The sequence below is a fragment of the Aeromonas aquatica genome (genome assembly GCF_000764655.1).
In the GTDB taxonomy this organism is placed as follows: Bacteria; Pseudomonadota; Gammaproteobacteria; order Enterobacterales; family Aeromonadaceae; genus Aeromonas; species Aeromonas aquatica.
Window position 1 is genome coordinate 1 of sequence record NZ_JRGL01000134.1, and the last position, 24,573, is coordinate 24,573.

20 protein-coding genes are annotated in these 24,573 nt (G+C 60.3%); 17 read left to right on the plus strand and 3 right to left on the minus strand.

Translation table 11 applies throughout. The features are described from left to right. Positions 1–180: 180 nt before the first annotated feature. The 3 genes from dapD to map all read right to left on the minus strand — a co-directional run bounded on the left by dapD (position 181) and on the right by map (position 4,682). Complete coding sequence (gene dapD, locus LG30_RS0117830) at positions 181–1,008, minus strand: 2,3,4,5-tetrahydropyridine-2,6-dicarboxylate N-succinyltransferase (protein WP_033132042.1); 828 nt, start codon at positions 1,006–1,008, stop codon at positions 181–183. Positions 1,009–1,143: 135 nt separating this feature from the next. After that, positions 1,144–3,819: a bifunctional uridylyltransferase/uridylyl-removing protein GlnD gene (gene glnD, locus LG30_RS0117835; RefSeq protein WP_033132043.1), complete on the minus strand. Its 2,676-nt coding sequence runs from the start codon at positions 3,817–3,819 to the stop codon at positions 1,144–1,146. A gap of 74 nt (positions 3,820–3,893) precedes the next feature. Beyond that, the gene (gene map / locus LG30_RS0117840; protein ID WP_033132044.1) at positions 3,894–4,682 is read right to left on the minus strand and encodes a type I methionyl aminopeptidase; all 789 of its coding nucleotides are present in this window, start codon (positions 4,680–4,682) and stop codon (positions 3,894–3,896) included. A 361-nt stretch (positions 4,683–5,043) separates the two neighbouring features. Between map and rpsB the strand changes: the two genes are divergently transcribed. The 17 genes from rpsB (at position 5,044) to accA (ending at position 24,342) form a co-directional block, all read left to right on the plus strand. Further along, entirely contained in the window at positions 5,044–5,772 is a 729-nt protein-coding gene (gene rpsB / locus LG30_RS0117845) for a 30S ribosomal protein S2 (RefSeq protein ID WP_033132045.1), read from the plus strand. Between the two features lie 104 nt (positions 5,773–5,876). Then, positions 5,877–6,758, plus strand: coding sequence for a translation elongation factor Ts (gene tsf, locus LG30_RS0117850; protein WP_033132046.1), 882 nt, complete (start codon positions 5,877–5,879; stop codon positions 6,756–6,758). A 71-nt stretch (positions 6,759–6,829) separates the two neighbouring features. After that, on the plus strand, positions 6,830–7,564 hold the full coding sequence (pyrH, locus tag LG30_RS0117855) for a UMP kinase (protein WP_033132047.1): 735 nt from the start codon (positions 6,830–6,832) through the stop codon (positions 7,562–7,564). 48 nt (positions 7,565–7,612) lie between these two features. Beyond that, positions 7,613–8,170 (plus strand): ribosome recycling factor, encoded by a 558-nt coding sequence (frr, locus tag LG30_RS0117860; protein ID WP_033132048.1) that lies wholly within the window; start codon positions 7,613–7,615, stop codon positions 8,168–8,170. A 72-nt stretch (positions 8,171–8,242) separates the two neighbouring features. Beyond that, positions 8,243–9,019: a polyprenyl diphosphate synthase gene (gene uppS, locus LG30_RS0117865; RefSeq protein ID WP_033132049.1), complete on the plus strand. Its 777-nt coding sequence runs from the start codon at positions 8,243–8,245 to the stop codon at positions 9,017–9,019. Positions 9,020–9,046: 27 nt separating this feature from the next. Further along, complete coding sequence (locus tag LG30_RS0117870; RefSeq protein WP_033132050.1) at positions 9,047–9,904, plus strand: phosphatidate cytidylyltransferase; 858 nt, start codon at positions 9,047–9,049, stop codon at positions 9,902–9,904. Between the two features lie 67 nt (positions 9,905–9,971). Next, a complete protein-coding gene (gene ispC / locus LG30_RS0117875; protein WP_033132051.1) occupies positions 9,972–11,171 on the plus strand; it encodes a 1-deoxy-D-xylulose-5-phosphate reductoisomerase in 1,200 nt (399 codons plus the stop codon). A gap of 147 nt (positions 11,172–11,318) precedes the next feature. After that, entirely contained in the window at positions 11,319–12,671 is a 1,353-nt protein-coding gene (rseP, locus tag LG30_RS0117880) for a sigma E protease regulator RseP (RefSeq protein WP_033132060.1), read from the plus strand. Between the two features lie 34 nt (positions 12,672–12,705). After that, positions 12,706–15,129: an outer membrane protein assembly factor BamA gene (gene bamA / locus LG30_RS0117885; RefSeq protein ID WP_033132052.1), complete on the plus strand. Its 2,424-nt coding sequence runs from the start codon at positions 12,706–12,708 to the stop codon at positions 15,127–15,129. A 148-nt stretch (positions 15,130–15,277) separates the two neighbouring features. Further along, entirely contained in the window at positions 15,278–15,790 is a 513-nt protein-coding gene (locus LG30_RS0117890) for an OmpH/Skp family outer membrane protein (RefSeq protein WP_033132053.1), read from the plus strand. A gap of 3 nt (positions 15,791–15,793) precedes the next feature. Next, a complete protein-coding gene (gene lpxD, locus LG30_RS0117895; protein ID WP_033132061.1) occupies positions 15,794–16,813 on the plus strand; it encodes a UDP-3-O-(3-hydroxymyristoyl)glucosamine N-acyltransferase in 1,020 nt (339 codons plus the stop codon). 24 nt (positions 16,814–16,837) lie between these two features. Further along, positions 16,838–17,299, plus strand: a complete 462-nt coding sequence (gene fabZ / locus LG30_RS0117900) for a 3-hydroxyacyl-ACP dehydratase FabZ (RefSeq protein WP_033132054.1) — start codon at positions 16,838–16,840, stop codon at positions 17,297–17,299. A 2-nt stretch (positions 17,300–17,301) separates the two neighbouring features. Beyond that, on the plus strand, positions 17,302–18,093 hold the full coding sequence (gene lpxA, locus LG30_RS0117905) for an acyl-ACP--UDP-N-acetylglucosamine O-acyltransferase (protein WP_033132055.1): 792 nt from the start codon (positions 17,302–17,304) through the stop codon (positions 18,091–18,093). Next, entirely contained in the window at positions 18,086–19,225 is a 1,140-nt protein-coding gene (gene lpxB / locus LG30_RS0117910) for a lipid-A-disaccharide synthase (RefSeq protein ID WP_033132056.1), read from the plus strand. Before lpxA ends, lpxB begins: the two co-directional genes overlap by 8 nt. Before the next feature lie 80 nt (positions 19,226–19,305). Continuing rightward, positions 19,306–19,896 carry a ribonuclease HII gene (gene rnhB, locus LG30_RS0117915; RefSeq protein ID WP_033132057.1) on the plus strand — a complete coding sequence of 197 codons (591 nt, stop codon included), beginning with the start codon at positions 19,306–19,308 and terminating at the stop codon, positions 19,894–19,896. Then, positions 19,896–23,375, plus strand: a complete 3,480-nt coding sequence (gene dnaE / locus LG30_RS0117920) for a DNA polymerase III subunit alpha (protein ID WP_033132058.1) — start codon at positions 19,896–19,898, stop codon at positions 23,373–23,375. The genes rnhB and dnaE overlap by 1 nt, the downstream gene beginning before the upstream one ends. A gap of 16 nt (positions 23,376–23,391) precedes the next feature. Further along, entirely contained in the window at positions 23,392–24,342 is a 951-nt protein-coding gene (accA, locus tag LG30_RS0117925; RefSeq protein ID WP_033132059.1) for an acetyl-CoA carboxylase carboxyl transferase subunit alpha, read from the plus strand. Positions 24,343–24,573: the final 231 nt, after the last annotated feature.

The window sequence follows — 24,573 nt, forward strand, 5'->3', positions numbered from 1 at the left end:
CTGCTCGACCAGCGCCAGTTTAAAAGTCAGCGAGTAATCGCGCTGTGTCCGTTTCACACCTTGTCCCATCGGGGTCTCCATTTATTGAGGGGAAAGGTGTAAACCATATTCAGGACGGGACACGGCCATAAAAAAAGGCGCCATCAGGCGCCCTTTCTATTGCGCTGTATCAGCCGAGCATTATTCGTCGATGGAGCGCAGCAGGGCGTTGATGCCGACCTTGGCACGGGTCTTGGCATCCACCTTCTTGACGATGACGGCGGCGTACAGGCTGTACTTGCCGCACTTGGAGGGCAGGGAGCCAGAGACGACCACTGAGCCTGCCGGTACGCGGCCGTAGTGGATCTCGCCGGTCTCGCGATCATAGATGCGGGTGGACTGGCCGATGAAGACGCCCATGGAGATGACGGAGCCTTCCTCGACGATCACGCCCTCAACAACCTCTGAACGGGCACCGATGAAGCAGTTGTCTTCGATGATGGTCGGGTTGGCCTGCAGCGGCTCCAGTACGCCACCGATGCCGACGCCGCCGGACAGGTGCACGTTCTTGCCGATCTGGGCGCAGGAGCCGACGGTGGCCCAGGTGTCGACCATGGTGCCTTCATCGACGAAGGCGCCGATGTTGACGTAAGACGGCATCAGCACGGTATTGGGGGCGATGAAGGAACCTTTGCGGGCGGTCGCCGGCGGTACCACGCGCACACCGGCCGCCTTGAACTGCTCGGCGCTGTAGTCGGAGAACTTGAGGGGAACCTTGTCGTAGTACTGAGCATCGTCGCCCTTGATGATGCCGTTGTCATTGATGCGGAAGTAGAGCAGTACCGCCTTCTTCAACCACTGGTGGACGACCCACTCGCCGGCAATCTTCTCGGCGACCCGGGCCTTGCCGGAATCCAGCAGCTCGATGGCCTCCAGGATGGCAGTCTTGGTGGCGGCATCGACGGAGCCGGGAGTGATGGTGTCGCGGCGCTCGAAGGCCGCTTCAATGATCTGTTGCAACTCGGTCATGACAGGTTTCCTTTAAAAAATTCTGTTTGTTGTATCACACTTTTCCCGCCGGTTTTAAGGGGGAGGGCCGATTTCTTCGGGAGAATGGCGACTTATTGTTCGTTGGTTGCTCAAGCGCTTGTTCTGACTGATAAATCAGAATGACAAATGGTGTCCTGTGAAGCCCCCTGCCGCGCGGTCAGCACCCTCTTCCTGCGGATTGAGCTGATTGACCAGTCGCTCCTCCAGCGCCTGCTGCTCGGCCTGGCTCAGGGGTTCACCGCCCAAGGTCGTCAGGCTGAAGAAGTCTTCCACCCGCTCGCCTATGGTGGTGATCTTGGCCGCGTGCAGGGAGAGGCCGCATTGCTGGAAGACGGCGCCGATGCGAGCCAGCAGGCCGGGGGTATCCAGCGCCGTCAGCTCCAGCAGGGTGTGGCGGTTCTCCCCCTTGTGGGGCAAGAACACCACCCGGGTCGGCACGCTGAACTGGCGGTGGCGCCGTGACAGGGGTTTGCTGCGCAGCACCAGCTTGCCGGGCTCTTGCAGCGCCTTCTCCAGCGCCTTCTTGATGGTGGCGGTGCGGTTCGGGCTGATGGGCTCGCCGGTCGGCTCCAGCACTATGAAGGTATCCAGCACGTAGTCGCTGCGGGAGTTCATGATCTGGGCGTCGTGGATATTGAGGTTCTTCTGATCCAGCGCCGAGGCCACGGTGGCAAACAGATTCGGGGTGTCGCGGCAATAGATGAACACCTCGCTGCCCCCACGAATGGGGTGCTTGCCGATCAGCACCAGGGGCGCCGGGTTGTCGCCGTGAGCGATGATCTTGCGGCAGTGCCAGGCAATCTGCTCCGGGCTGTGGCGCAGGAAGTAGTCGGCCTTGAAGTCGTTCCAGAGGGCGTTGACCGCATCGATCGAGACCTCGCGCTGGGCCAGGATCTGTTTGGCCTGACGCTGGTTCTCGCGGATCTTGAGCCGCATGTCCGGCGGGTTCTCCAGCCCCTGGCGCAGTGCTTTCTGGGTGGCGAAGTAGAGCTCCCGTAGCAGGGTACCTTTCCAGTCGTTCCAGAGGGTGTCGTTGGTGGCACAGATATCGGCCACGGTCAGGCAGTAGAGCAGGTCGAGGTGCAATTCGTCTCGTACCTTCTGGGCAAAATCGGCCACGACCTCGGGATCATAGATGTCCCGGCGCTGGGCAGTGACCGACATCAGCAGGTGGTGGCGCACCAGCCAAGCCACCAGTCGGCTCTCGTAGCGGTCCAGCCCGTGCAGCTGGCAGAATTCCAGCGCATCGACGGCGCCGAGCTCGGAGTGATCGCCGCGCCGGCCCTTGGCGATGTCGTGGAACAGGGCGGCGATGCTGAGCAGCTCCGGCTTGCGCAACTGGGTGAACACCTCGTGACAGAGCGGGTGGGTCTGGCGGCTGGCCGGGTTCGCGAAGCGATGGATGTTCTTGAGCAGGCGATGGGTGTGCTCATCCACCGTATAGGCGTGGAACATGTCGAACTGCATCTGGCCGACGATGAGGTTCCACTGGGGCAGATAGGCCGCGAGGATCCCATATTTATGCATAAGAGTGAGCGGCTGGCCTATGCCGTTGGGGTGGCGCAACAGCGCCATGAACAGGCGGCGACACTCGGGCAGGTCCTGCAACCAGCAGTTGAGGGTGCGTCTGGCCTCCCGCAATTGGCGCAAGGTGGCGGAGTGAATGCCGGCTATCTCGGGGTGCTGGGCTATCTGGTAGAACAGCCGCAGGATGGCGGCGGGATCCCGGCCAAACAGCTCGGAGTCCACCGCATCGATGAGGCGACCGCGGAGCTGGAATTCGTCGCTGATGCGGCGCACGTCCATGGCGGTGTTGCCGAGAATAGCCTCGTCAAACAGCTGCAGCAGCATCTCGTTGAGCTCCGCCACCCGCCGCACCGTCTGGTAGAAGCGCTTCATCATCTGCTCGACCGGGCCGTTGCCTTCTCCCTCGAAGCCGAGCATCTGGGCCACGGTGCGCTGGCGGTCGAACAGCAGGCGGTTGTCCCCCTTGTTGATGGCCATGTGCAGGGCGAAACGGACTTTCCACAGGAAGTTCTGGCAGTCCAGCAGCTCGCGGTACTCGGCCCGGTTCAGGAAGCCGTGGCTGGTCATCTCATAGAGGGTGGTGGCGCCGAAATGGCGACGGGCGACCCAGGCCAGGGTCTGGATGTCGCGAAGACCGCCGGGATTGCTCTTGAGATCCGGCTCGAGCTTGTAGGCGGTGCCGAGGAACTGCTGATGGCGCAGGTGTTGCTCCTCACGCTTGGCGCGAAAGAACTCCTCGCTCGGCCAAAAATGCTGGGGCAGGGTGGCGGCCTGCAATTGCTCGAAGCCCGCCTTGCGGCCGGTGATATAGCGCGCCTCGATGAGGTTGGTGGCGACCGTGATGTCGGCGCGGCCCTGCTCGATGCACTCGCTCACGTTGCGCACCGATTGTCCCACCTCCAGCTTGAGGTCCCACAGCAGGGTGATGAACTCGCCGATGCGCAGCCCCAGCACCTCGTCGAGCTCCTCCCCTTCATAGAGAATGAGCAGGTCGATGTCGGAGTGGGGGTGCAATTCGCCGCGGCCATAACCCCCCACCGCGATCAGGGTGAGGCTGGTCTTGTCGAAGCCGAACTTGTGCCACAGCCGGGTCAGCAGTGCATCCATGTATTCGGAGCGGGTGGCCACCAGTTCGATGATGTTGTCACCGGCATCGAAGCGCTCATGTAGCCAGGAGAGGAAACGGCTCAAGTACTCCTTGCAGTTCTCGCGGGTGAGCTGATCGTCGGGTAACAGGTGGGGGGAAAGCAGGCTGGCATCCATGGCATCTCACACTCTTGTCGCACGCATGCACGGCGGATAAAAACAAAACCCCGGCGAAGGGCCGGGGTTTGATGTTAACCGTGTTTGATGACCCGGTCGATAGTGTCATCGGGGCGCAGGGTCAGCACCTCGCAGCCATCCTCGGTCACCAGCAGGGTGTGCTCCCACTGGGCGGAGTCGCCGCCATCCTTGGTGGTCACTGTCCAGCCATCCTTCGGGTTGACGCGGCAGTGATACTTCTTGCTGTTGACCATGGGCTCGATGGTGAAGCACATGCCGGGCTTGAGCTCCTGCTTGCCGCCGTTGCGATAGTGCAGGATCTGCGGCTCTTCGTGGAACTCGCTGCCGATGCCGTGGCCGCAGTAGTCGCGCACCACGGAGAAACCGGCCTGCTCGACGATGGGCTGGATCACGGCGCCAATTTCGGTGATGCACATGCCGGGACGCACCCGCTTGATGGCGGCGTACAGGCTCTCCTGGGCCACCTTGCACAGCTGACGGCGCAGCGGGGTGGTCTGGCCCACGATGAACATGGCGGAAGTGTCACCGTGGTAACCGTCCTTGATGACGGTGATGTCCAGGTTGATGATGTCCCCTTCCCGCAGCTTCTTGTGATTGGGAATGCCGTGGCAGATCACATCATTGACCGAGGTGCAGATGGACTTGGGAAAACCGTGGTAGTTCAGCGGCGCGGGCACGGCCTGCTGCACGTTGACGATATAGTCGTGGCACAGGGTGTTCAGCTCGTCGGTGGTGACACCGGCGTTGACATGGGGGGCGATCATCACCAGCACATCGGCAGCCAGCTGGCCGGCAATGCGCATCTTTTCAATCTCTTCCGGTGTCTTGATTTTGATGGACATGGGATCTCTCTTGGGGCCTGACTTCTCATCCTGGGATGACCTAAAATCAGGTAATGAAAAATAGATGCGTTTGCAATCAGGCCAAAATTTTATCCCCAACCTCCGTTTACTTCCAGTGTGATTGTCATCACAGCGTCAGCCAGCGGTCGTACCCCCGCTCCTGGGGAGCCATTTTTAGCGTGGCTGCTGGTGGTGTCCTGACCAAAGTTATGGTATAAAGCGCGCCGGAATGGGGAACTTGCGTCCGCATTTCATCACCCTTACTCAATAACACACACACATCGACACCTGTACCGGGGTGCCCCTTTGGGGTCGGTTACATGGGATGTGTGGAGGCCTAACCCCAATACAGAGGTATAAAATGGCTAAAGTTTCTATGCGCGACATGCTGCAAGCCGGCGTTCACTTCGGTCACCAGACTCGTTACTGGAACCCGAAAATGAAGTCCTACATCTTCGGCGCCCGCAGCAAGGTTCACATCATCAACTTGGAAAAAACCGTTCCGATGTTTGACGATGCCATGAACTTCATCAGCTCCGTAGCTGCCAAGAAAGGCAAGGTACTGTTCGTAGGTACCAAGCGTGCCGCGTCTGAAGCCGTAAAAGATGCCGCTGATCGTTGTGACCAGTTCTATGTTAACCACCGCTGGCTGGGCGGCATGCTGACCAACTGGAAAACCGTTCGTCAGTCCATCAAGCGCCTGAAAGATCTGGAAACCCAGAGCCAAGACGGTACCTTCGACAAGCTGACCAAGAAAGAGGCGCTGATGCGTACTCGCGAAATGGAAAAGCTGGAGAAGAGCCTGGGTGGTATCAAGAACATGGGCGGCCTGCCTGACGTTCTGTTCGTTGTCGATGCCGACCACGAGCACATTGCTATCAAAGAAGCCAATAACCTGGGTATCCCGGTCGTTTCCATCGTTGATACCAACTCCAACCCGGACGGCGTTGACTATGTCATCCCGGGTAACGACGATGCTATCCGTGCTGTGAACCTGTACCTGAACGCTGCCGCTGACACCGTACTGGAAGCTCGCGCTCAGGACATCGTTGTTCAAGCCGAACAAGATGGTTTCGTTGAAGCTGAGTAATTGATAAGGACTGAAAAGCCCTTATTAACCAAGCTGATGTAATTGGTTAGCAGGGGCCCTTGTGGCCCCTGTTTCTTGTCAAATCAAGACCGAGGATACTGAAAATGGCTAACGTTACTGCCGCCCTGGTAAAAGAACTGCGCGAGCGCACCGCCGCTGGCATGATGGATTGCAAAAAAGCACTGGAAGAAGCTCAGGGTGATATCGAGCTGGCTATCGAGAACATGCGCAAATCCGGTCAGGCCAAGGCCGCCAAGAAAGCCGGCCGTATCGCCGCTGAAGGCGTGATTTTCGCCCGTACCGAAGGCAACGTTGCCGTCATGATCGAGCTGAACAGCGAAACCGACTTCGTCGCCAAAGATGCCAGCTTCATGGGCATGGGCCAGAAGATCGCCGACATCGCCGCTACCCAGAAAATTGCTGACGTTGACGCCCTGAAAGCGGCCGACTTCGGTAACGGTGAGTCCGTTGAGCTGACTATCACCAACCTGATCGCCAAGATCGGTGAGAACATGAACCTGCGTCGCGTGATGCTGGTTGAAGGTGACAACCTGGGTACCTACGTACACGGTTCCCGTATCGGTGTTATCACCAAGCTGATCGGCGGTACTGCCGAGCTGGCCAAAGACCTGGCCATGCACGTTGCTGCCAACAGCCCGCAGTTCGTCAAGCCGGAAGACGTGTCCGCTGAAGTCGTTGCCAAAGAGCGCGAAATTCAGATCGACATCGCCATCAACTCCGGCAAGCCGAAAGACATCGCCGAGAAGATGGTTGAAGGCCGCATGAAGAAGTTCACCGGTGAGGTTTCCCTGACTGGTCAACCCTTCGTGAAGGATCCGTCCATCACCGTCGCCGAACTGCTGAAGAAAGAAGGTGCTGACGTTGTCTCCTTCACCCGTTTCGAAGTGGGCGAAGGCATCGAGAAGCAAGAGACCGATTTCGCTGCTGAAGTTGCAGCCCAGATCGCAGCCGCTCAGAAGGCTTAATCGAACCGGTTTTTCCGTTTCCCCAGACCGCGACTTATGTCGCGGTCTTTATATGACCAGGAATCAGTGACATGAGTACCAATCCCAAGCCTGCATACAGACGTGTTCTTCTGAAGTTGAGTGGTGAAGCCCTGCAAGGATCCGAGGGTTTTGGCATTGATCCGGCGGTGCTGGAACGGATGGCCCAAGAGATCAAAGAGCTGGTTGAGCTGGGTGTTCAGGTCGGTCTGGTCATTGGCGGCGGCAACCTGTTCCGTGGTGCCGGTCTCGCCAAGGCGGGCATGAACCGCGTGGTGGGTGACCACATGGGCATGCTGGCAACCGTGATGAACGGCCTGGCCATGCGTGATGCCCTGCATCGTGCTTATGTGAATGCCCGTCTGATGTCTGCCATCTCCCTGCAGGGCGTGTGCGATTCCTACAGCTGGGCCGAGGCCATCAGCCAGCTGCGCGCCGGCAAGGTGGTGATCTTCTCTGCCGGTACCGGCAACCCCTTCTTCACCACCGACTCCGCAGCCTGCCTGCGCGGCATCGAGATCGAAGCCGACGTGGTACTCAAAGCCACCAAGGTCGATGGTGTATTCAATGAGGATCCGGTTAAGAATCCGGACGCCGTGCTGTATCATGAGCTCAGCTACAACGAAGTGCTTGAAAAAGAGCTCAAGGTAATGGATCTTGCTGCCTTTACCCTGGCCCGTGACCACGATCTGCCGATCCGGGTGTTCAACATGAACAAACCGGGTGCGCTGCGTCGGGTTGTCATGGGTGAGCCGGAAGGTACGCTGATCCATCACATCGCTAAATAAGATAGACACGAGCCGCGTGACGGCTCGTTCGCCAGAAGGAAAACCACTGTGATCAACGAGATTAAAAACGACGCCAAGGACCGCATGGCCAAGAGCGTAGAATCGCTCAAGACCCAGATGTCCAAGATCCGTACCGGCCGCGCTCATCCGAGCCTGCTCGATGGTATCCAGGTGGAATATTACGGCTCTGCCACTCCGCTGAAACAGTTGGCTAACGTAGTGGCAGAAGATGCCCGTACCCTGTCCATCTCCATCTTCGATCGCTCCATGATCCAGGCGGTGGAAAAAGCCATCCTGACCTCCGATCTGGGCCTGAACCCGTCAAGCAACGGTCAGACCCTGCGCGTGCCCTTGCCGCCGCTGACCGAAGAGCGTCGCCGCGATCTGACCAAGATCGTCCGTGCCGAAGCGGAAGGTGCCCGAGTTGCCGTGCGTAACATCCGTCGCGACGCCAACGCCGACTTCAAAGCGCTGCTCAAGGACAAAGAGATCTCCGAAGACGACGACCGTCGTGCCCAGGAAGAGATCCAGAAGCTCACCGACGCCTTCATCAAGCTGGTCGACGACGCCCTGGCTGCGAAGGAAAAGGAGCTAATGGAAATCTAAGCCTCCGACAGGTATATTACGAGCGCCGTGTAGTGCCCCTGCACGGCGTTTTTGTCTTTGTGGGAGAAATGAATGTCGCTTTTGGCAGCGCTAGGCGATAGCGCCAGCTCGTCCTTGCCTCGTCACGTCGCCATCATCATGGATGGCAACGGTCGTTGGGCCCAGAACCGTGGCAAGATGCGGGTCTTCGGCCACAAGGCGGGCGTGAAGTCCGTGCGTGAAGCCGTGACCTTCGCCGCCCGTGCCAGAATGGAGGCACTGACCCTGTTTGCGTTCTCCAGCGAGAACTGGCGGCGCCCGGAAGGGGAGGTCAACGCCCTGATGGAACTGTTTCTGACGGTGCTCGGCCGCGAGGTGAAGAAGTTGCACAGCAACGGTATTCGGCTCAAGGTGATCGGCGACACCGCCCGCTTCAGCGAACGGTTGCAGGCCAAGATAGCCAAAGCCGAGGCGCTGACCGCAGGCAACCAGGGGTTGACGCTCAATATCGCTGCCAACTATGGGGGCCAGTGGGATATCGCTCAGGCGGCTCGCAAGCTGGCTCGCGCCGTGGCGGCCGGTGAACTGGATGCCGAGGCCATCGATGAGGCGGCGTTGGCACAACAGGTTTGCATGGCCGACCTGCCGCCGGTGGATCTGCTGATCCGCACCGGTGGCGATCATCGCATCAGCAATTTTGTGCTATGGCAGCTTGCCTATGCCGAGCTCTATTTTACCCCGGTATTGTGGCCCGATTTTGACGAGGCCGAGTTCAGTGGGGCGGTTGCCTCCTTCGTTGCTCGCGAGCGTCGCTTCGGGTGTACGGGTGAACAGATCCGGGAATTGATCGCCGCACAACAGACCGGCTAAACCCCGCTCCCAAGAGAGAGGTTTCTTTTGCTAAAACAACGAATTATTACCGCATTACTGTTAGTGCCCATGGTATTGGGGGCACTGTTTTTCCTGCCATTGAAATTCTTCGCCCTGCTCGCTGCCCTGGTCTTTCTGCTGGCCAGCCGTGAGTGGAGCGCCTTCGTCTCCGCCCAGCCGCAACAATGGTTGCCGCTGGTGTTCTGCCTGTTGCTCGGCGCCAGCCTGTTCTGGGTGCCGGTGGAGCAACTCTGGATCCCCCAGTTGCATCCTCTGTTGATGGGGGTGCTCTGGACCGCAGTCAGTTGGTGGCTGCTGGGCCTGTTATTGGTCTTGCGTTACCCCCAGAGCGCCAGGCTGTGGAAAAATTCCATCTGGCTGAAATCCCTGTTCGGCCTGGTGACTCTGGTGCCTTTCTTCTGGTCACTGGTGGCCATCCGTGGCTACCACTTCTATCACGATCCCCTGATGGGGGCCTGGGTCCTGCTGTTCGTCATGGGCTTGGTCTGGGCGGCAGATTCTGGCGCGTATTTTTTCGGCAAGGCCTTTGGTAAACACAAACTGGCGCCGGCCGTCAGCCCGGGTAAAACCATCGAGGGCATGTTGGGTGGCCTGTTTACCGCCAGCCTGTTGGCCGTCGGCGTGACCTGGTTCATGGGCTTCGTGCCCGCCAAGATGGCGGTAGTGCTGCTGTGCTCCCTGCTGGCGGTGCTGGCCTCGGTGCTCGGCGATCTCACCGAAAGCATGTTCAAGCGCGAGGCAGGCATCAAGGACTCCGGTACCCTGTTGCCGGGTCACGGCGGTATTCTCGACAGGATCGACAGCCTGACAGCCGCCCTGCCGGTCTTCCTGCTCAGCTACATGCTGCTCAGTCAGGAGTTTTGATGCCTGACTCGCGGGTGATATTGAGGGCCTTCGGCTCCATCTGTCAGTTATTCATTCAGGAGTCTTGATGCACAACTCACTGGTGATCCTGGGCGCCTCCGGCTCCATCGGTCAAAGCACCCTCAAGGTACTGCGGCAGAACCCGGGCCGCTGGCAAGTGCTGGCGCTGACGGCCGCTCGCAGCGTGGATGCCATGCTGCGCGATTGTCTCGAATTTACCCCCCGCTTCGCCGTGATGGTGGATGAGGGCGCGGCAGCCGAACTGGCCGAGCGACTCAAGACCCACGGCGCTTCAACTCGAGTGCTGTCCGGTCAGGCTGCCCTGTGCGAAGTGGCCGCTCACCCGGATGCCCACAGCGTCATGGCCGCCATCGTCGGCGCCGCCGGATTGGCACCCACCATGGCCGCCGTGCGGGCCGGCAAGCGCATCCTGCTGGCCAATAAAGAGGCGCTGGTGATGTCCGGCGCCTTCTTCATGGAGGCAGTGCGCCATCACGGCGCCGAGCTGCTGCCCATCGACAGCGAGCACAACGCCATCTTCCAATGCCTGCCCGAGAGCATTCAGCGCCAGCCGGGTTTCTGCTCCCTGACCGAGGCGGGTATCAGCAAGATCCTGCTGACCGGCTCGGGCGGCCCCTTCCGCTATACCGACATCGGCGATCTGGACAAGGTCACACCGGCCCAGGCGGTCGCGCACCCCAACTGGTCCATGGGGGCCAAGATCTCGGTGGACTCCGCCACCATGATCAACAAGGGGCTGGAGTACATAGAGGCGCGCTGGCTGTTCAATGCGGCTCCTGAGCAGATCCAGGTGGTGATCCATCCCCAGTCGGTCATCCATTCCATGGTGCAGTACAAGGACGGCTCAGTGCTGGCCCAGCTCGGCAACCCCGACATGTGCACCCCCATCGCCCATGCCCTGGCCTATCCGGGCAGGATCGAATCCGGGGTGGAACCTTTGGATTTCTTCAGTGTCGGAGAGTTCAGCTTTATTCGTCCCGACTACGAACGCTACCCCAACCTGGCACTGGCCATGACGGCCTGCCAGCAAGGGCAGGCTGCCACGACCTCGCTCAATGCCGCCAATGAAGAGAGCGTCGCGGCTTTTCTTGCAGAGCGGATCGGATTTATGGATATTGCCAGAGTCAATGAATCCATCATGACGGCATTGGGTGGCTGCGCTGCAGGGTCGCTTGACGATCTGATTGCCCTGGATGGCATGGCCCGTGCCCGTGCCCACGAACTGATTGAGGAGCTTGCTCGATGAACGGACTGTGGTGGCCAGAGGCCGCTCTCTACGCGACGGGTCATGACCTTGAGGTATCTCGCTGATGGGCGGCGTATTGTGGAGTATTGATGCCTTTCTTGTTGCCCTTGGGTATCAGACGGGCCATGACCTTGAGGTGGTTTGCTGATGGGCGGCGTATTGTGGAATCTTGGTGCCTTCGTCGTCGCCCTCGGCCTGTTGGTGGCGGTGCATGAGTTCGGCCACTTCTGGGTGGCCCGTCGCTGTGGCGTCAAGGTGGAACGTTTCTCCATCGGCTTTGGCAAGGCGATCTGGCGCCGCATCGGCAAGGACGGCACCGAATATGTGCTGGCCCTGATACCGCTGGGTGGTTACGTCAAGATGCTGGACGGTCGGGTCGATGAGCTCAAACCCGGTGAGGAGGCGCAGGCCTTCAATCACAAGAGCGTCTGGGCGCGGATGGCCATAGTCGCGGCTGGCCCCATGGCGAACTTCCTGTTCGCCCTGTTCGCCTTCTGGCTGATGTTCATGATCGGCGTCCCCAGCGTCAAGCCGGTGATCGACGAGGTGCGTCCCGCCTCCATCGTGGCCCAGGCTGGTGTCCTGCCTGGCATGGAGATCGTCGGGGTCGGTGATGAAGAGACCGGAGACTGGGAAGCGGTAACCTACGCGCTCATCAGCCATCTGGGGGATGACTCGGTACGGCTCAAGCTGAAGGCGGCGGATACCAGCTATGTGGTCGACAAGACACTCGAGCTGGGCGACTGGAAATTTGATCCGGAGAAAGAGTCTCCCATCGGCAGCCTGGGGATAGTGCCCCTCGGTGGCAAGGTGCTGCCCGTGGTGGAGGCCATTGTACCCAACAGCGCCAGCGAGAAAGCCGGTCTGCAGGTGGGAGATCGCATCAAGCGGGTAGGGGAGCAGGAGATCACCGAGTGGACTCAGTTTGTGCTGCGAGTGCAGCAGTCCCCCGAGCAGCCACTGCAAGTCATGGTGGAGCGCGGGGGCAGCGACCTGACCCTGACGCTGTTGCCGGATGCGAAAAAGGTGCGCGGCCAGCTGGTCGGTTTTGTCGGCCTCTCGCCGCAACTGGTTCCATTACCGGATGAGTATCGAGTTCTGTTACAGTATGGGCCTTTGCAAGCCCTGTGGCATGGGGCCCAGAAGACCTGGAGCCTGACCACGCTGACCTTTGATATGATTGGCAAGCTGATCGGTGGCATCGTCTCGCTGGATAACCTGAGCGGCCCCATCTCCATTGCCAAGGGGGCAGGCAGCAGCGCCGATTACGGGTTGGTCTATTTCCTCGGTTTCCTGGCGCTGATCAGCGTCAACCTGGGGATCATCAACCTGTTCCCCCTGCCGGTGCTGGACGGGGGCCATTTGGTCTACTTCCTCATCGAGGCAGTCACCGGCAAGCCGGTACCAGAAAAAATTCAGGAAGTTGGGTTCAGGATAGGCGCCGCCATTCTGATGTTACTGATGGGCATTGCGCTGTTTAATGATTTCGCTCGCCTCTGAGGCTAGAGCATCAACAAGGACACATAAGAACAAAATGGCTGTTAAAAAAGCATTGGTGTTGAGTTGCCTGCTGGGAGCCAGCCTCCTGGCTCAGGCGGCCCCTGCCTCTTTTGTGGTGCAAGACATTCAGGTCGAGGGTCTGCAGCGGGTGACCCTGGGCGCCGCCCTGTTGAATCTGCCGGTCCGGGTCGGGGACTCCGTCGATTCCGTGACTCTGGCCAACGCCATCAAGCGGCTCTATGCCTCGGGCAACTTCGAGGACGTCAAAGTCTATCGTGACGGTCAGGTGCTGCAGGTCGTGGTGAAGGAGCGCCCGACCATCTCCAGCATCGAGTTCTCCGGCAACAAGGACATCAAGGAAGAGCAGCTGACCCAGAGCCTGGAATCCTCCGGCATCCGGGTCGGTGATCCCTTGGATCGCACCGTGCTGAGCTCCCTCGAGAAGGGCTTGGAAGACTTCTACTATGGCGTGGGTAAATACTCCGCCAGGGTCAAGGCCATCGTCACGCCCTTGCCCCGCAACCGGGTCGACCTCAAGTTCACCTTCGTGGAAGGGGCCGCGGCCAAGATCCAGCAGATCAACATCGTCGGCAACAACGTGTTCCCGGAAGAGAAACTGCTGGCTCAGCTCTCCCTCAAGGACGATGTGCCCTGGTGGAACTTCACCGGCGATCAACGCTACCAGAAGCAGAAGCTGGCCGGTGACATCGAAGTGCTGCGCTCCTACTACATGGACCGCGGCTACATACGTTTCGCTCAGGAGTCCACCCAGGTCTCCATGACCCCTGACAAGAAAGGGGTCTACGTCACCCTGAACATCAAGGAAGGGGATCAGTACAAGGTCTCCGGAGTAGAGATCAAGGGCGATCTCATCGATCGCGGCGCCGAGATGAAGGGATTGGTCCCCATTGAGGCGGGCAGCGTCTACTCCGCCAGCCAGGTGACCCACACCGAAGAGGTGCTCTCCAAGTTCCTCGGCCGTTACGGTTACGCCTACCCCAAAGTGGTCACCTTCCCCCAGGTCAACGACGAGACCAAGGAAGTGGAGCTGATCGTCAACATAGAGCCGGGTCCCCGGGTCTATGTGCGCAACATCAACTTCAGCGGCAACGTCACCACCAAGGACGAAGTGCTGCGTCGCGAGATGCGTCAGATGGAAGGCACCTGGCTCTCCTCCGACAACGTCGAGCAGTCCAAGACCCGTCTCAACCGCCTCGGCTTCTTCGAGACCGCGGAAGTGGACACCAAGCGGGTGGCGGGCAGCGACGATCAAGTCGATCTCGACTTCAAGGTCAAGGAGCAGCCGGCGGGGTCCATCAACGCGGGTATCGGCTACGGCACCGAGTCGGGCCTGAGCCTGCAGGCGGGTCTGCAGCAAGACAACTTCATGGGTACCGGCAAGAAGATCGGTATCAACGCCAGTACCAACGACTACTCGAAGAGCATCGATCTCAGCTACAACGATCCCTACTTCACCGTCGACGGTGTCAGCCTGGGTGGCCGTCTCTACTACAACGAGTTCAGCGCGGCAGATGCCAACATCGTTGACTATGAGAACACCACCATCGGCTTCCGCCTCTCCAGCGGCTTCCCGGTCAACGAGAACAACCGCCTCGACTTCAGCCTCGGCTACGAGAACAACAAGCTGTCCCAGCCCAACCCCTATGTTCAGGTGGATGAGTTCTGGCGGGTGTACAGCGGCAATCTGGACGGTGACAACCGACTGGTGTTCAACACCGTCGACGTCACCGCCGGCTGGACCCGCTCCACCCTCAACAAGGGTCAGTTCCCGACCGCGGGTGATCGTCAGCGGGTGAATGCCAAGGTGACGGTGCCGGGCATGGATCTGCAGTATTACAAGCTGAACGCCGAAGACTCCCATTACTTCCCGTTCGATGCGGATCACCAGTGGGTGATGCTGGCCAAGGCCCGTGCCTCTTACGGCAACGGTTATGGCAGTAACGGCGACTACGATCACGTGCTGCCGTTCTTCGAGAACTACTATGCCGGTGGCTTCGATACCCTGCGTGGCTTCAAGAGCAACACCGTGGGTCCGAAGGCGCTCTATTACTACAACCTGGGCGGTAATGACGTCGTTCAGGGCACCGACAGCTCGGTGGGGGGCAACGCGCTGGCGGTCGCTTCCCTCGAGATGATAGTGCCGACGCCGTTCGCCTCCGAAAGCTATCAGCCTCAGCTCAGAACCAGCTTCTTCCTCGATGCCGGTACGGTCTGGGACACCAACTTCGACTTCAACCAGTACAAGAATCGCTGCTTCAGCGGTTGTAACTACCTGATGGACTACTCCGACCCCAGCAATATCCGGGTGTCCGCCGGTCTGTCACTGCAGTGGCTCTCCCCCATGGGCCCGCTGGTCTTCGTGCTGGCACAGCCGCTCAAGAAGTACGAAGGGGATGATACTGAAGTCTTCTCGTTCAACATCGGCCGTACCTTCTAAGAGGAACGGACGCGCCCCCGCTTCGGCGGGGGCATCAATGATGGGATGCGCAATCTGCGTGCCTCACCAGGCAACAAGACGGTCCTGAGGATCGCTTGCATTATCAGGTAAATCAGGTAGCCCTCAACCGAGGGACCAAGGAGTAAGTGTGAATAAAGCGTTGAAAGTAGCTGGTTTGAGTTTTGCACTGATGGCTGCCGGTATGGGCTCCGCCTGGGCTGAGACCAAGATTGCCGTGGTCGACATGAGCGAAGTCTTCCAAAAGCTGCCCCAGCGTGACGCCGTGGCCAAGAAGCTGAAGAGCGAGTTCGAGCCGCGCATGCGTGAGCTGCAGAAGCTCGAGTCCGACGGTCAGACGCTGGTCGAGAAGTTCAAGAAGGATGAAGCCTTCATGAGCGCCGAGCAGAAGAAGCAGAACCAGGAGAAGCTGGCTAAGCTGCAAATGGAATTCAACCAGAAGCGTCAGGCATTTGAGCAGGACAACGGTCGTCGCCAGGCGGAAGAGCGCAACAAGATCCTGACCAAGGTTCAGGCTGCCATCGACTCCATCGCCAAGAGCAATGGCTACGATCTGGTGCTGGAGCGCAATGCAGCGCCTTATGCGGCCAGCAAGCTGGACATCTCCGGTCAGGTTATCTCTCAGGTAAGCAAGAGCAACTAATTGATGGCATTCACTCTCGCACAGCTGGCCCAGCAACTGGGGGCCCAGGTCCATGGCGATGGGACCCAGGAAATCCGCAAGGTAGCGACACTGGAAAAGGCCGGGGAGGGTGAGATTACCTTCCTGTCCAACAAGAAGTACCGACACTATCTGGAGCAGAGCAAGGCCACGGCCGTGCTCATCACAGAGGCGGATTTGCCATTTTGTCCCACCAATGCCTTGGTGCTCAAAGACCCTTATGTGGGCTTTGCCCGGGTCGCCCAACTGCTGGACACCACCCCGCAACCGGCCACGGATATTCATCCGAGCGCCGTCATCGCGGCAGACGTGCAGCTGGGTGAGAGAGTAGCCATCGGCGCCAACGCCGTCATCGAGTCCGGCGTCGTGCTGGGGGATGACGTGCGTATAGGCCCAGGTTGTTTCGTTGGCCAGCATACCCGACTGGGGGCGCGCTCCCGGTTGTGGGCCAACGTCACCCTCTATCACAACGTGACTCTGGGCACGGACTGTCTGGTGCAAGCCGGCACCGTGATCGGGGCAGATGGCTTCGGTTATGCCAATGAGCGCGGCGAGTGGATCAAGATCCCCCAGCTCGGTGGCGTGACCATCGGCAACCGGGTCGAGATCGGTGCCTGTACCACCATAGACCGGGGTGCGCTGGAAGATACCCGCATCGCGGATAACGTCATCATCGACAACCAGTGCCAGATCGCTCACAACGTCGAGATTGGCTACGGCACCGCCGTGGCGGGCTCCACCGTGATGGCCGGTAGTCTCAAGGTCGGCAAATACTGTATCATTGGCGGCGCCTCCGTCTTCAACGGGCACATGGAGATCTGCGACCAGGCCACCGTCACCGGTATGGCCATGGTGATGCGACCCATTACCGAGCCCGGCGTCTACTCTTCCGGTATCCCTCTGCAGACCAACAAGGAGTGGCGCAAGACCGCCGCTCGGGTGATGCGTATCGAAGAGATGCATAAACGGTTGAGCCGGCTCGAGAAAACGCTGGAACAAGAATAACCACGATTGGTATAGGGTACTGTTTTGACTACTGAAAAGAAGAGCCTGGGCATCCAGGAAATCATGGATCTGCTGCCCCACCGTTATCCTTTCCTGATGGTGGACAAGGTGGAGAGTTACGAGATCAGCGAGGAGCGCAAGACCCTGCGCGCCATCAAGAACGTCTCGTTCAACGAGCCGATCTTTCAAGGCCACTTCCCGGCCAAGCCGGTGTTTCCCGGCGTGCTGATCCTGGAAGCCATGGCGCAAGCCACCGGCATCCTGGCCTTTACCATGGTGGGCAAACCGTCCCCCAACGAACTCTATTACTTTGCCTCCATCGACCACGCGCGCTTCAAGCGCCCGGTCGGCCCTGGGGATCAGCTGGTGCTGGACGTGGAGTTCCTGAAGGAGCGCCGCGGTATCGCCAAGTTCACCGGTGTCGCCACCGTCGATGGTGAAGTGGTCTGTACTGCCGAACTGATGTGTGCCAAACGCGAGGTGTAACCGTGATCGACCAGACTGCCACCATTCACGATACCGCCATCGTCCATGAGTCTGCCGTGATCGGCAAAGGGGTGGAAATCGGCCCCTTTTCCGTCATTGGTGCCGAGGTGGAAATCGGTGACAACACCTGGGTCAGCTCCCACGTGTTGATCAAGGGCCCGACCAAGATAGGTCGTGGCAACAAGATCTTCCAGCACTCCTCCATCGGTGAGGACTGCCAGGACAAGAAGTACGCCGGTGAGCGCACCTTCCTCGAGATCGGCGACAACAACGTCTTTCGCGAGAACTGCACAGTGCACCGCGGCACCACCCAGGATCAGGCCCTGACCAAGGTGGGCAGCGGCAACCTGTTCATGGTCAACGTGCACGTGGCCCACGACTGCATCATCGGTGACAACTGCATCTTCGCCAACAACGCGACTCTGGCGGGCCACGTGGTGATCGGCGACTTCGTCATCTTCGGCGGCCTCTCTGCCATTCACCAGTTTGGTCGGGTCGGCTCCCACGCCTTCGTCGGTGGCTGCGCCGCCCTGAACAAGGACGTGCCGCCCTACGTGATGGCCGCCGGCAACTACGCCAAACCGTTCGGGGTGAACTCCGAGGGGCTGCGTCGTCGTGGCTACAGCCCGGAAGCGATTTCTGCTGTCAAACGCGCCTATAAAGAGATCTTCCGCTCCGGCAAGACCATCGAAGAGGTGTTGCCCGTGCTGACCGAGATGGCCGCCAGCGAACCAGCTGTTCAGCTCTATGTCGATTTCCTCAAAGACAACGAGCGCGGGATCATCCGTGCCTGATCCCATCCGCATCGGCATCGTCGCCGGAGAGACCTCCGGCGACATCCTGGCCGCCGGCCTGGTACGCGAGCTCAAGGCCCGCTACCCGGATGCGCGGTTTGAAGGCATTGCCGGACCGCGGATGCAGGCGCTCGGCGTCAAGGCTCTGTTCGAGATGGAAGAGCTTTCCGTCATGGGCATCAGCGAGGTGCTGGGCCGTCTGCCCCGCATCCTGCAGGTGCGCCGCGAACTGCTGCGCCATTTTATTGCTAATCCACCCGATATCTTCATCGGGGTGGATGCACCTGATTTCAATATCGGGGTGGAGCTCAAGCTGCGCCGCGCCGGTATCAAGACGGTTCACTACGTCAGCCCCTCGGTCTGGGCCTGGCGGCAGAGCCGCATTCACAAGATCAAGGCCGCCACCGACATGGTGCTCGCCTTCCTGCCGTTCGAGAAAGCCTTCTACGACCGTTTCGATGCGCCCTGCCGCTTCGTCGGGCATACCATGGCCGATGCCATCCCGCTCGAGCCGGATCAAGCCGCCGTGCGCCGGGAACTGGGCATAGACCCCTCCCGCCGCTGGCTGGCGATATTGCCGGGTAGCCGCAGCGCCGAGGTTGGCTTCATGTCGCCTGTGTTCCTCGAGGCCTGCAAGCACCTGACGGTGCATTGCCCGGATCTTGGCTTCATCGTCCCCCTGGTGAACCAGCAGCGCCGTGAGCAATTCCTGCAGATCAAGGCTGAGGTAGCGCCGGATCTCGAGATGGTCATGCTCGATGGCCAGGGTCGCGAGGCCATGATCGCCGCCGACGTGGTGATGCTCGCCTCCGGCACGGCCGCCCTGGAAGCCATGCTGGTGAAGAAACCCATGGTGGTGGGCTACAAACTCAAGCCATTCAGCTATTGGCTTGCCCAGTGGCTGGTGAAGACGGACTATGTCTCCCTGCCCAATTTGCTGGCAGACCAGATGCTGGTGCCCGAGCTCATCCAGCACGAGTGCACCCCCTGCAATCTGGTGGAGGAGGTGAGCAAGTTGCTGGATCACGACAACCGTGAACTGATCGCCACCTTCACCAAGCTGCACAAGAGCATTCGCTGCAATGCCGATGTGCAGGCTGCTGAGGCGGTGGCCGAGCTGCTCGGCAGATAGGTGTGATGGCAGGTGCGCCCGAGGCGTTAGGTTGTGCTGACACTGGCCCTGCGGGGCCGGTTTTGATTCAAGGCGTTGATATGCAAATCGATATTCCGCAAGACAAGCTGGTAGCCGGGGTTGACGAGGTGGGCCGTGGCCCCCTGGTGGGGGACGTGGTCACCGCCGCCGTGATCCTGGATCCGGCCAACCCGATCATGGGCCTTGCCGACTCCAAGAAGCTCTCCGAGAAGAAGCGGCTCGCGCTGTTTGACGAGATCAAGGCCAAGGCGCTGGCCTGGTCCATCGGTCGGGCCAGCCCGGATGAGATCGACGAGCTGAACATCTTGCACGCCACCATGCTGGCGATGCAGCGCGCGGTGGCGGGTCTGGCCATCGCGCCTGAGCTGGTGTTTATCGATGGCAACCGCTGCCCGGCCTTAGCCATGGAGGCCCGCGCCGTGGTCAAGGGCGACAGCCTGGTGGCCGCCATCAGCGCCGCCTCCATCCTCGCCAAGGTGACCCGGGATGCCGAGATGACCGAGCTCGATGGCCGTCATCCCGACTACGGCTTTGCCCGCCACAAGGGCTATCCGACCGCGGAGCACCTCGCCATCCTGGCCGAGCGTGGCCCCCTGCCCGAGTATCGCAAAAGCTTCAAACCGGTACGCCGTGCGCTGGGGATCGAATAATGGCCGAGCCTCGCTTCATCCACCTGCGGGTCCACTCCGATTTCTCCATGGTCGATGGCCTGCAAAAAATCGGCCCCATCGTCGGCGCTGCCGCGGCCAACGACATGCCGGCGCTGGCGCTGACCGACCAGATGAACATGTGCGGCCTGGTGCGCTTCTATGGCGGCGCTCATGGCAAGGGGCTCAAGCCCCTGGTCGGGGCGGATGTCTGGGTGCAGAGCCAGGAGCTCGGTGACGAGCAGTTCCGCCTTACCCTGCTGGCCATGGACAACGAGGGCTACCAGAACATCACCCTGCTTATCTCCCGTGGCTACCAGCGCGGTCATGTGCAGGGGCGCCCCGTCCTCGACAAGGAGTGGCTCGCGGATCACGCCAAGGGCGTGATAGTGCTCTCCGGTGGTCGCGAGGGGGATCTGGGCAAGTTCCTGCTCAAGGGCAATCGCCAGATGGTGGAGCAGAGCCTTGCCTTCTACCAGCGCCACTTCCCCGACGCTTACTACCTCGAGCTGCTGCGCACCGGCCGGCCGGACGAAGAGACCTACCTGCACATGGCGGTGGCCATCGCCACCGAGTTTGGACTGCCGGTCGTCGCCACCAACGAGGTGGTGTTCCTCAAGCAAGAGGATTTCGATGCCCACGAGATCCGGGTCGCCATTCACGATGGCTACACCCTGATGGACAAGCGTCGGCCGCGCCGTTACAGCCCGCAGCAGTACCTGCGCAGCCAGGAGGAGATGCTGGATCTGTTCGCCGACATCCCCGAGGCGTTGGAAAACACGGTGGAGATCGCCAAGCGCTGCAACGTGACGGTGCGCCTCGGCGAATACTTCCTGCCGAACTTCCCGACCGGTGACATGAGTACCGAAGACTTCCTGGTGATGAAGTCCAGGGAAGGGCTGGAAGACCGACTGGCCTTCCTGTTCCCGGATCCGGCGGTGCGGGTCGAGCGTCGCCCCGAGTATGACGAGCGCCTCGAGGTCGAGCTCAAGGTGATCAACCAGATGGGCTTCCCGGGTTACTTCCTCATAGTGATGGAGTTTATCCAGTGGTCCAAGGACAACGGCATCCCCGTTGGCCCTGGCCGGGGCTCGGGTGCCGGTTCGCTGGTGGCCTATGCCCTCAAGATCACCGATCTGGATCCCCTCGAATACGATCTGCTGTTCGAACGCTTCCTGAACCCGGAGCGGGTCTCCATGCCCGACTTCGACGTCGACTTCTGCATGGACCGACGGGACGAGGTGATCGATCACGTCTCCGAGATGTACGGCCGGGAGGCGGTCTCCCAGATCATCACCTTCGGCAGCATGGCGGCCAAGGCGGTGGTGCGGGACGTGGGCCGGGTGCTGGGCCATGCCTACGGCTTCGTGGATCGCATCTCCAAGCTGATACCGCCGGATCCGGGCATGACCCTGGCCAAGGCGTTCGAAGCCGAGCCCAAGCTGCCGGAGCTCTATGAGCAGGACGAGGAGGTGAAAGACCTCATCGACATGGCGCGCCGGCTGGAAGGGGTGGTGCGCAACGCCGGCAAACACGCCGGTGGTGTGGTCATCGCCCCCACCAAGATCACCGACTTCGCGCCGCTCTATTGCGATGATTCCGGTAATAACCCGGTCACCCAGTTCGACAAGAACGACGTGGAATACGCGGGCCTGGTGAAGTTCGACTTCCTGGGGCTGCGGACCCTCACCATCATCGACTGGGCGCTCGGCATGATCAACCCGCGCCTGGCCAAAGAGGGCAAGGCGCCGGTCGACATCGCCGCCATCCCGCTGGACGACAAGAAGTCGTTCGCGCTGTTGCAGCGTTTCGAGACCACGGCGGTGTTCCAGCTCGAATCCCGCGGCATGAAGGATCTGATCAAGCGGCTCAAGCCCGACTGCTTCGAAGACATGATCGCCCTGGTGGCCCTGTTCCGACCGGGCCCGCTGCAGTCCGGCATGGTGGACAACTTCATCGAGCGTAAGCACGGTAAGGAAGCCATCTCCTATCCGGACGAGAAGTGGCAGCACGAGAGCCTCAAACCCATACTCGAGCCCACCTACGGCATCATCCTCTATCAGGAGCAGGTGATGCAGATAGCCCAGGTATTGGCGGGCTATACCCTCGGCGGGGCGGACATGCTGCGCCGGGCCATGGGCAAGAAGAACCCGGCGGAGATGGCCAAGCAGCGTTCCGGTTTCGAGGAAGGCGCCGTCAAGAACGGCGTCGACGGCGAGCTGGCGATCAAGATCTTCGATCTGGTGGAGAAGTTTGCGGGCTACGGCTTCAACAAGTCTCACTCCGCCGCCTATGCGCTGGTCTCCTATCAGACGCTCTGGCTCAAGACCCACTTCCCGGCGGAATTCATGGCGGCGGTGATGACCGCCGACATGGACAACACCGACAAGATTGTGACCCTGGTGGACGAGTGCCAGCGCATGGGGCTGACCGTGATACCGCCGGACGTGAACACCGGTCGTTACCGCTTCAGCGTCAACGAAGACGGCCACATCGTCTACGGCATAGGGGCGGTGAAGGGTGTCGGCGAGGGTCCCATCGATGCCATCCTGGCGGCGCGAGACAGTGAGGGTCCCTTCCGCGATCTGTTCGATTTCTGCAACCGGGTAGACATCAAGAAGATCAACAAGCGGGTGATGGAGAAGCTGATCTTCTCCGGCGCCATGGACCGGCTCGGCCCGCACCGGGCGGCGCTGATGGCGACGCTGGAGGAGGCGATGCGCGCCGCCGAGCAGCACGCCAAGGCGCAGGCGGTGGGGCAGGTCGACATGTTCGGGGTGCTCACCGAGGAGATAGACGACGTCAAGAAGGCGTTCGCCAACGTGCCGCACTGGCCCGACAAGGTCTGGCTGGAAGGGGAGCGGGAGACGCTCGGTCTGTATTTGACCGGCCATCCCATCAACCAGTACAGCAGCGAGCTGCGCCGTTACACCTCGGGCCGGTTGTGCGATCTGCACCCCACCTCCCGCGACACCATCACCACGGCGGCGGGGTTGGTGATCGCCGCCCGCAGCATGGTGACCAAGCGCGGCAACAAGATGGGGATCTTCACCCTGGACGACAGATCTGGCCGTCTGGATGTGACCCTGTTCAGTGAAGCGCTGGAAAAATACGAAGAATTGATGCAAAAAGACCGTATTTTGGTGGTTTCTGGACAGGTCAGCTTTGATGACTTCTCCGGTGGCCTTAAAATGTCGGCCCGCGAATTGCTGGATATTAACGATGCGAGGGAGCGTTTCGCCAGGGCGATCCGCATTTCCCTCGATGAACAACGCATTGATGAGCGCTTTTTCCCGCGTTTGTGCGAGATTTTGGAACCCGCCCGTGCCGGAGTCTGTCCGGTTCAGGTAAACTATCGTCGCCCCGGCTCCCGGGTGCGATTGACGCTCGGTACCGAGTGGCGGGTGACGCCCACCGATCAACTGATAGATGACTTGCGAGTCCTGCTTGGACGAGAGCGGGTTGAATTGGTTTTTGATTAGAGGATCTATAGTCCCTATGAGTCTTTTTCTGGATTTTGAACAGCCGATCGCCGAATTGCAGGCTCAGATCGATGAACTTCGCCATGTGAGTGAGCACAACAGTGCCGTGGACCTGAGCGAAGATATCCGTCGGCTGGAGAAGAAAAACGAAGAGCTGACCAAGAAGATCTTCGGCGATCTGGGGGCCTGGCAGGTATCCCAGATGGCACGTCATCCCCAGCGCCCTTACACCCTCGACTACATCGAGCAGATCTTCACCGACTTCGACGAGCTGGCCGGTGATCGCGCCTATGCCGATGACAAGGCCATCGTCGGTGGCATCGCCCGTCTCGACGGCGAGCCGGTGATGGTGATTGGTCAGCAGAAGGGTCGCGAGACCAAGGAGAAGATCCGACGAAACTTCGGCATGCCGCGTCCGGAAGGGTACCGCAAGGCCCTGCGTCTGATGGAGATGGCCGAGCGCTTCAAGATGCCGATCATCACCTTCATCGACACCCCGGGCGCCTACCCCGGCGTGGGTGCCGAGGAGCGTGGCCAGTCCGAGGCCATCGCCCGCAACCTCAAAGTCATGGCCGGTCTGACAGTGCCGGTTGTCTGCACCGTGATCGGTGAAGGCGGCTCCGGCGGCGCGCTGGCCATCGGCGTCGGCGATCGGGTCAACATGCTGCAGTACTCCACCTACTCCGTCATTTCGCCGGAAGGTTGCGCCTCCATCCTGTGGAAGAGCGCCGACAAGGCGCCGGTCGCCGCCGATGCCATGGGCATCACGGCCCAGCGCCTGAAGGAGCTCAAGCTCATCGACAACATCGTCGAAGAGCCCCTCGGCGGTGCCCACCGCAACGTGGAGCTGATGGCCCAGCGCCTGAAGGACCGCATCAAGCAAGATCTCGCGGTCTTGCGCCCGCTCGACAGCGAGCAACTGCTGGAGCTGCGCTACCAGCGCCTGTTGGGTTACGGCTACTGCTGATCCCGTCAGCAGTGCGAGCCAAGAAAAAGTCCCCGCCATGCGGGGACTTTTTTATGGGCAATGTCCCGTCCTGAATATGGTTTACACCTTTCCCCCCAATAAATGGAGAGCCCGATGGGACAAGGTGTGAAACGGACACAGCGCGATTACTCGCTGACTTTTAAATTGGCACTGGTCGAGCAGATTGAAAAAGGCGAGCTCACCTACAAACAGGCTCAGGCCCGTTATGGC

What these genes read in the sequence shown, in the direction of transcription:
- dapD (WP_033132042.1), bottom strand. Translation starts at nt 1,008, where the DNA reads ATGACCGAGTTGCAACAGATCATTGAAGCGGCCTTCGAGCGCCGCGAC.
- glnD (WP_033132043.1), bottom strand. Translation starts at nt 3,819, where the DNA reads ATGGATGCCAGCCTGCTTTCCCCCCACCTGTTACCCGACGATCAGCTC.
- map (WP_033132044.1), bottom strand. Translation starts at nt 4,682, where the DNA reads ATGTCCATCAAAATCAAGACACCGGAAGAGATTGAAAAGATGCGCATT.
- rpsB (WP_033132045.1), top strand. Translation starts at nt 5,044, where the DNA reads ATGGCTAAAGTTTCTATGCGCGACATGCTGCAAGCCGGCGTTCACTTC.
- tsf (WP_033132046.1), top strand. Translation starts at nt 5,877, where the DNA reads ATGGCTAACGTTACTGCCGCCCTGGTAAAAGAACTGCGCGAGCGCACC.
- pyrH (WP_033132047.1), top strand. Translation starts at nt 6,830, where the DNA reads ATGAGTACCAATCCCAAGCCTGCATACAGACGTGTTCTTCTGAAGTTG.
- uppS (WP_033132049.1), top strand. Translation starts at nt 8,243, where the DNA reads ATGTCGCTTTTGGCAGCGCTAGGCGATAGCGCCAGCTCGTCCTTGCCT.
- ispC (WP_033132051.1), top strand. Translation starts at nt 9,972, where the DNA reads ATGCACAACTCACTGGTGATCCTGGGCGCCTCCGGCTCCATCGGTCAA.
- rseP (WP_033132060.1), top strand. Translation starts at nt 11,319, where the DNA reads ATGGGCGGCGTATTGTGGAATCTTGGTGCCTTCGTCGTCGCCCTCGGC.
- bamA (WP_033132052.1), top strand. Translation starts at nt 12,706, where the DNA reads ATGGCTGTTAAAAAAGCATTGGTGTTGAGTTGCCTGCTGGGAGCCAGC.
- lpxD (WP_033132061.1), top strand. Translation starts at nt 15,794, where the DNA reads ATGGCATTCACTCTCGCACAGCTGGCCCAGCAACTGGGGGCCCAGGTC.
- rnhB (WP_033132057.1), top strand. Translation starts at nt 19,306, where the DNA reads ATGCAAATCGATATTCCGCAAGACAAGCTGGTAGCCGGGGTTGACGAG.
- dnaE (WP_033132058.1), top strand. Translation starts at nt 19,896, where the DNA reads ATGGCCGAGCCTCGCTTCATCCACCTGCGGGTCCACTCCGATTTCTCC.
- accA (WP_033132059.1), top strand. Translation starts at nt 23,392, where the DNA reads ATGAGTCTTTTTCTGGATTTTGAACAGCCGATCGCCGAATTGCAGGCT.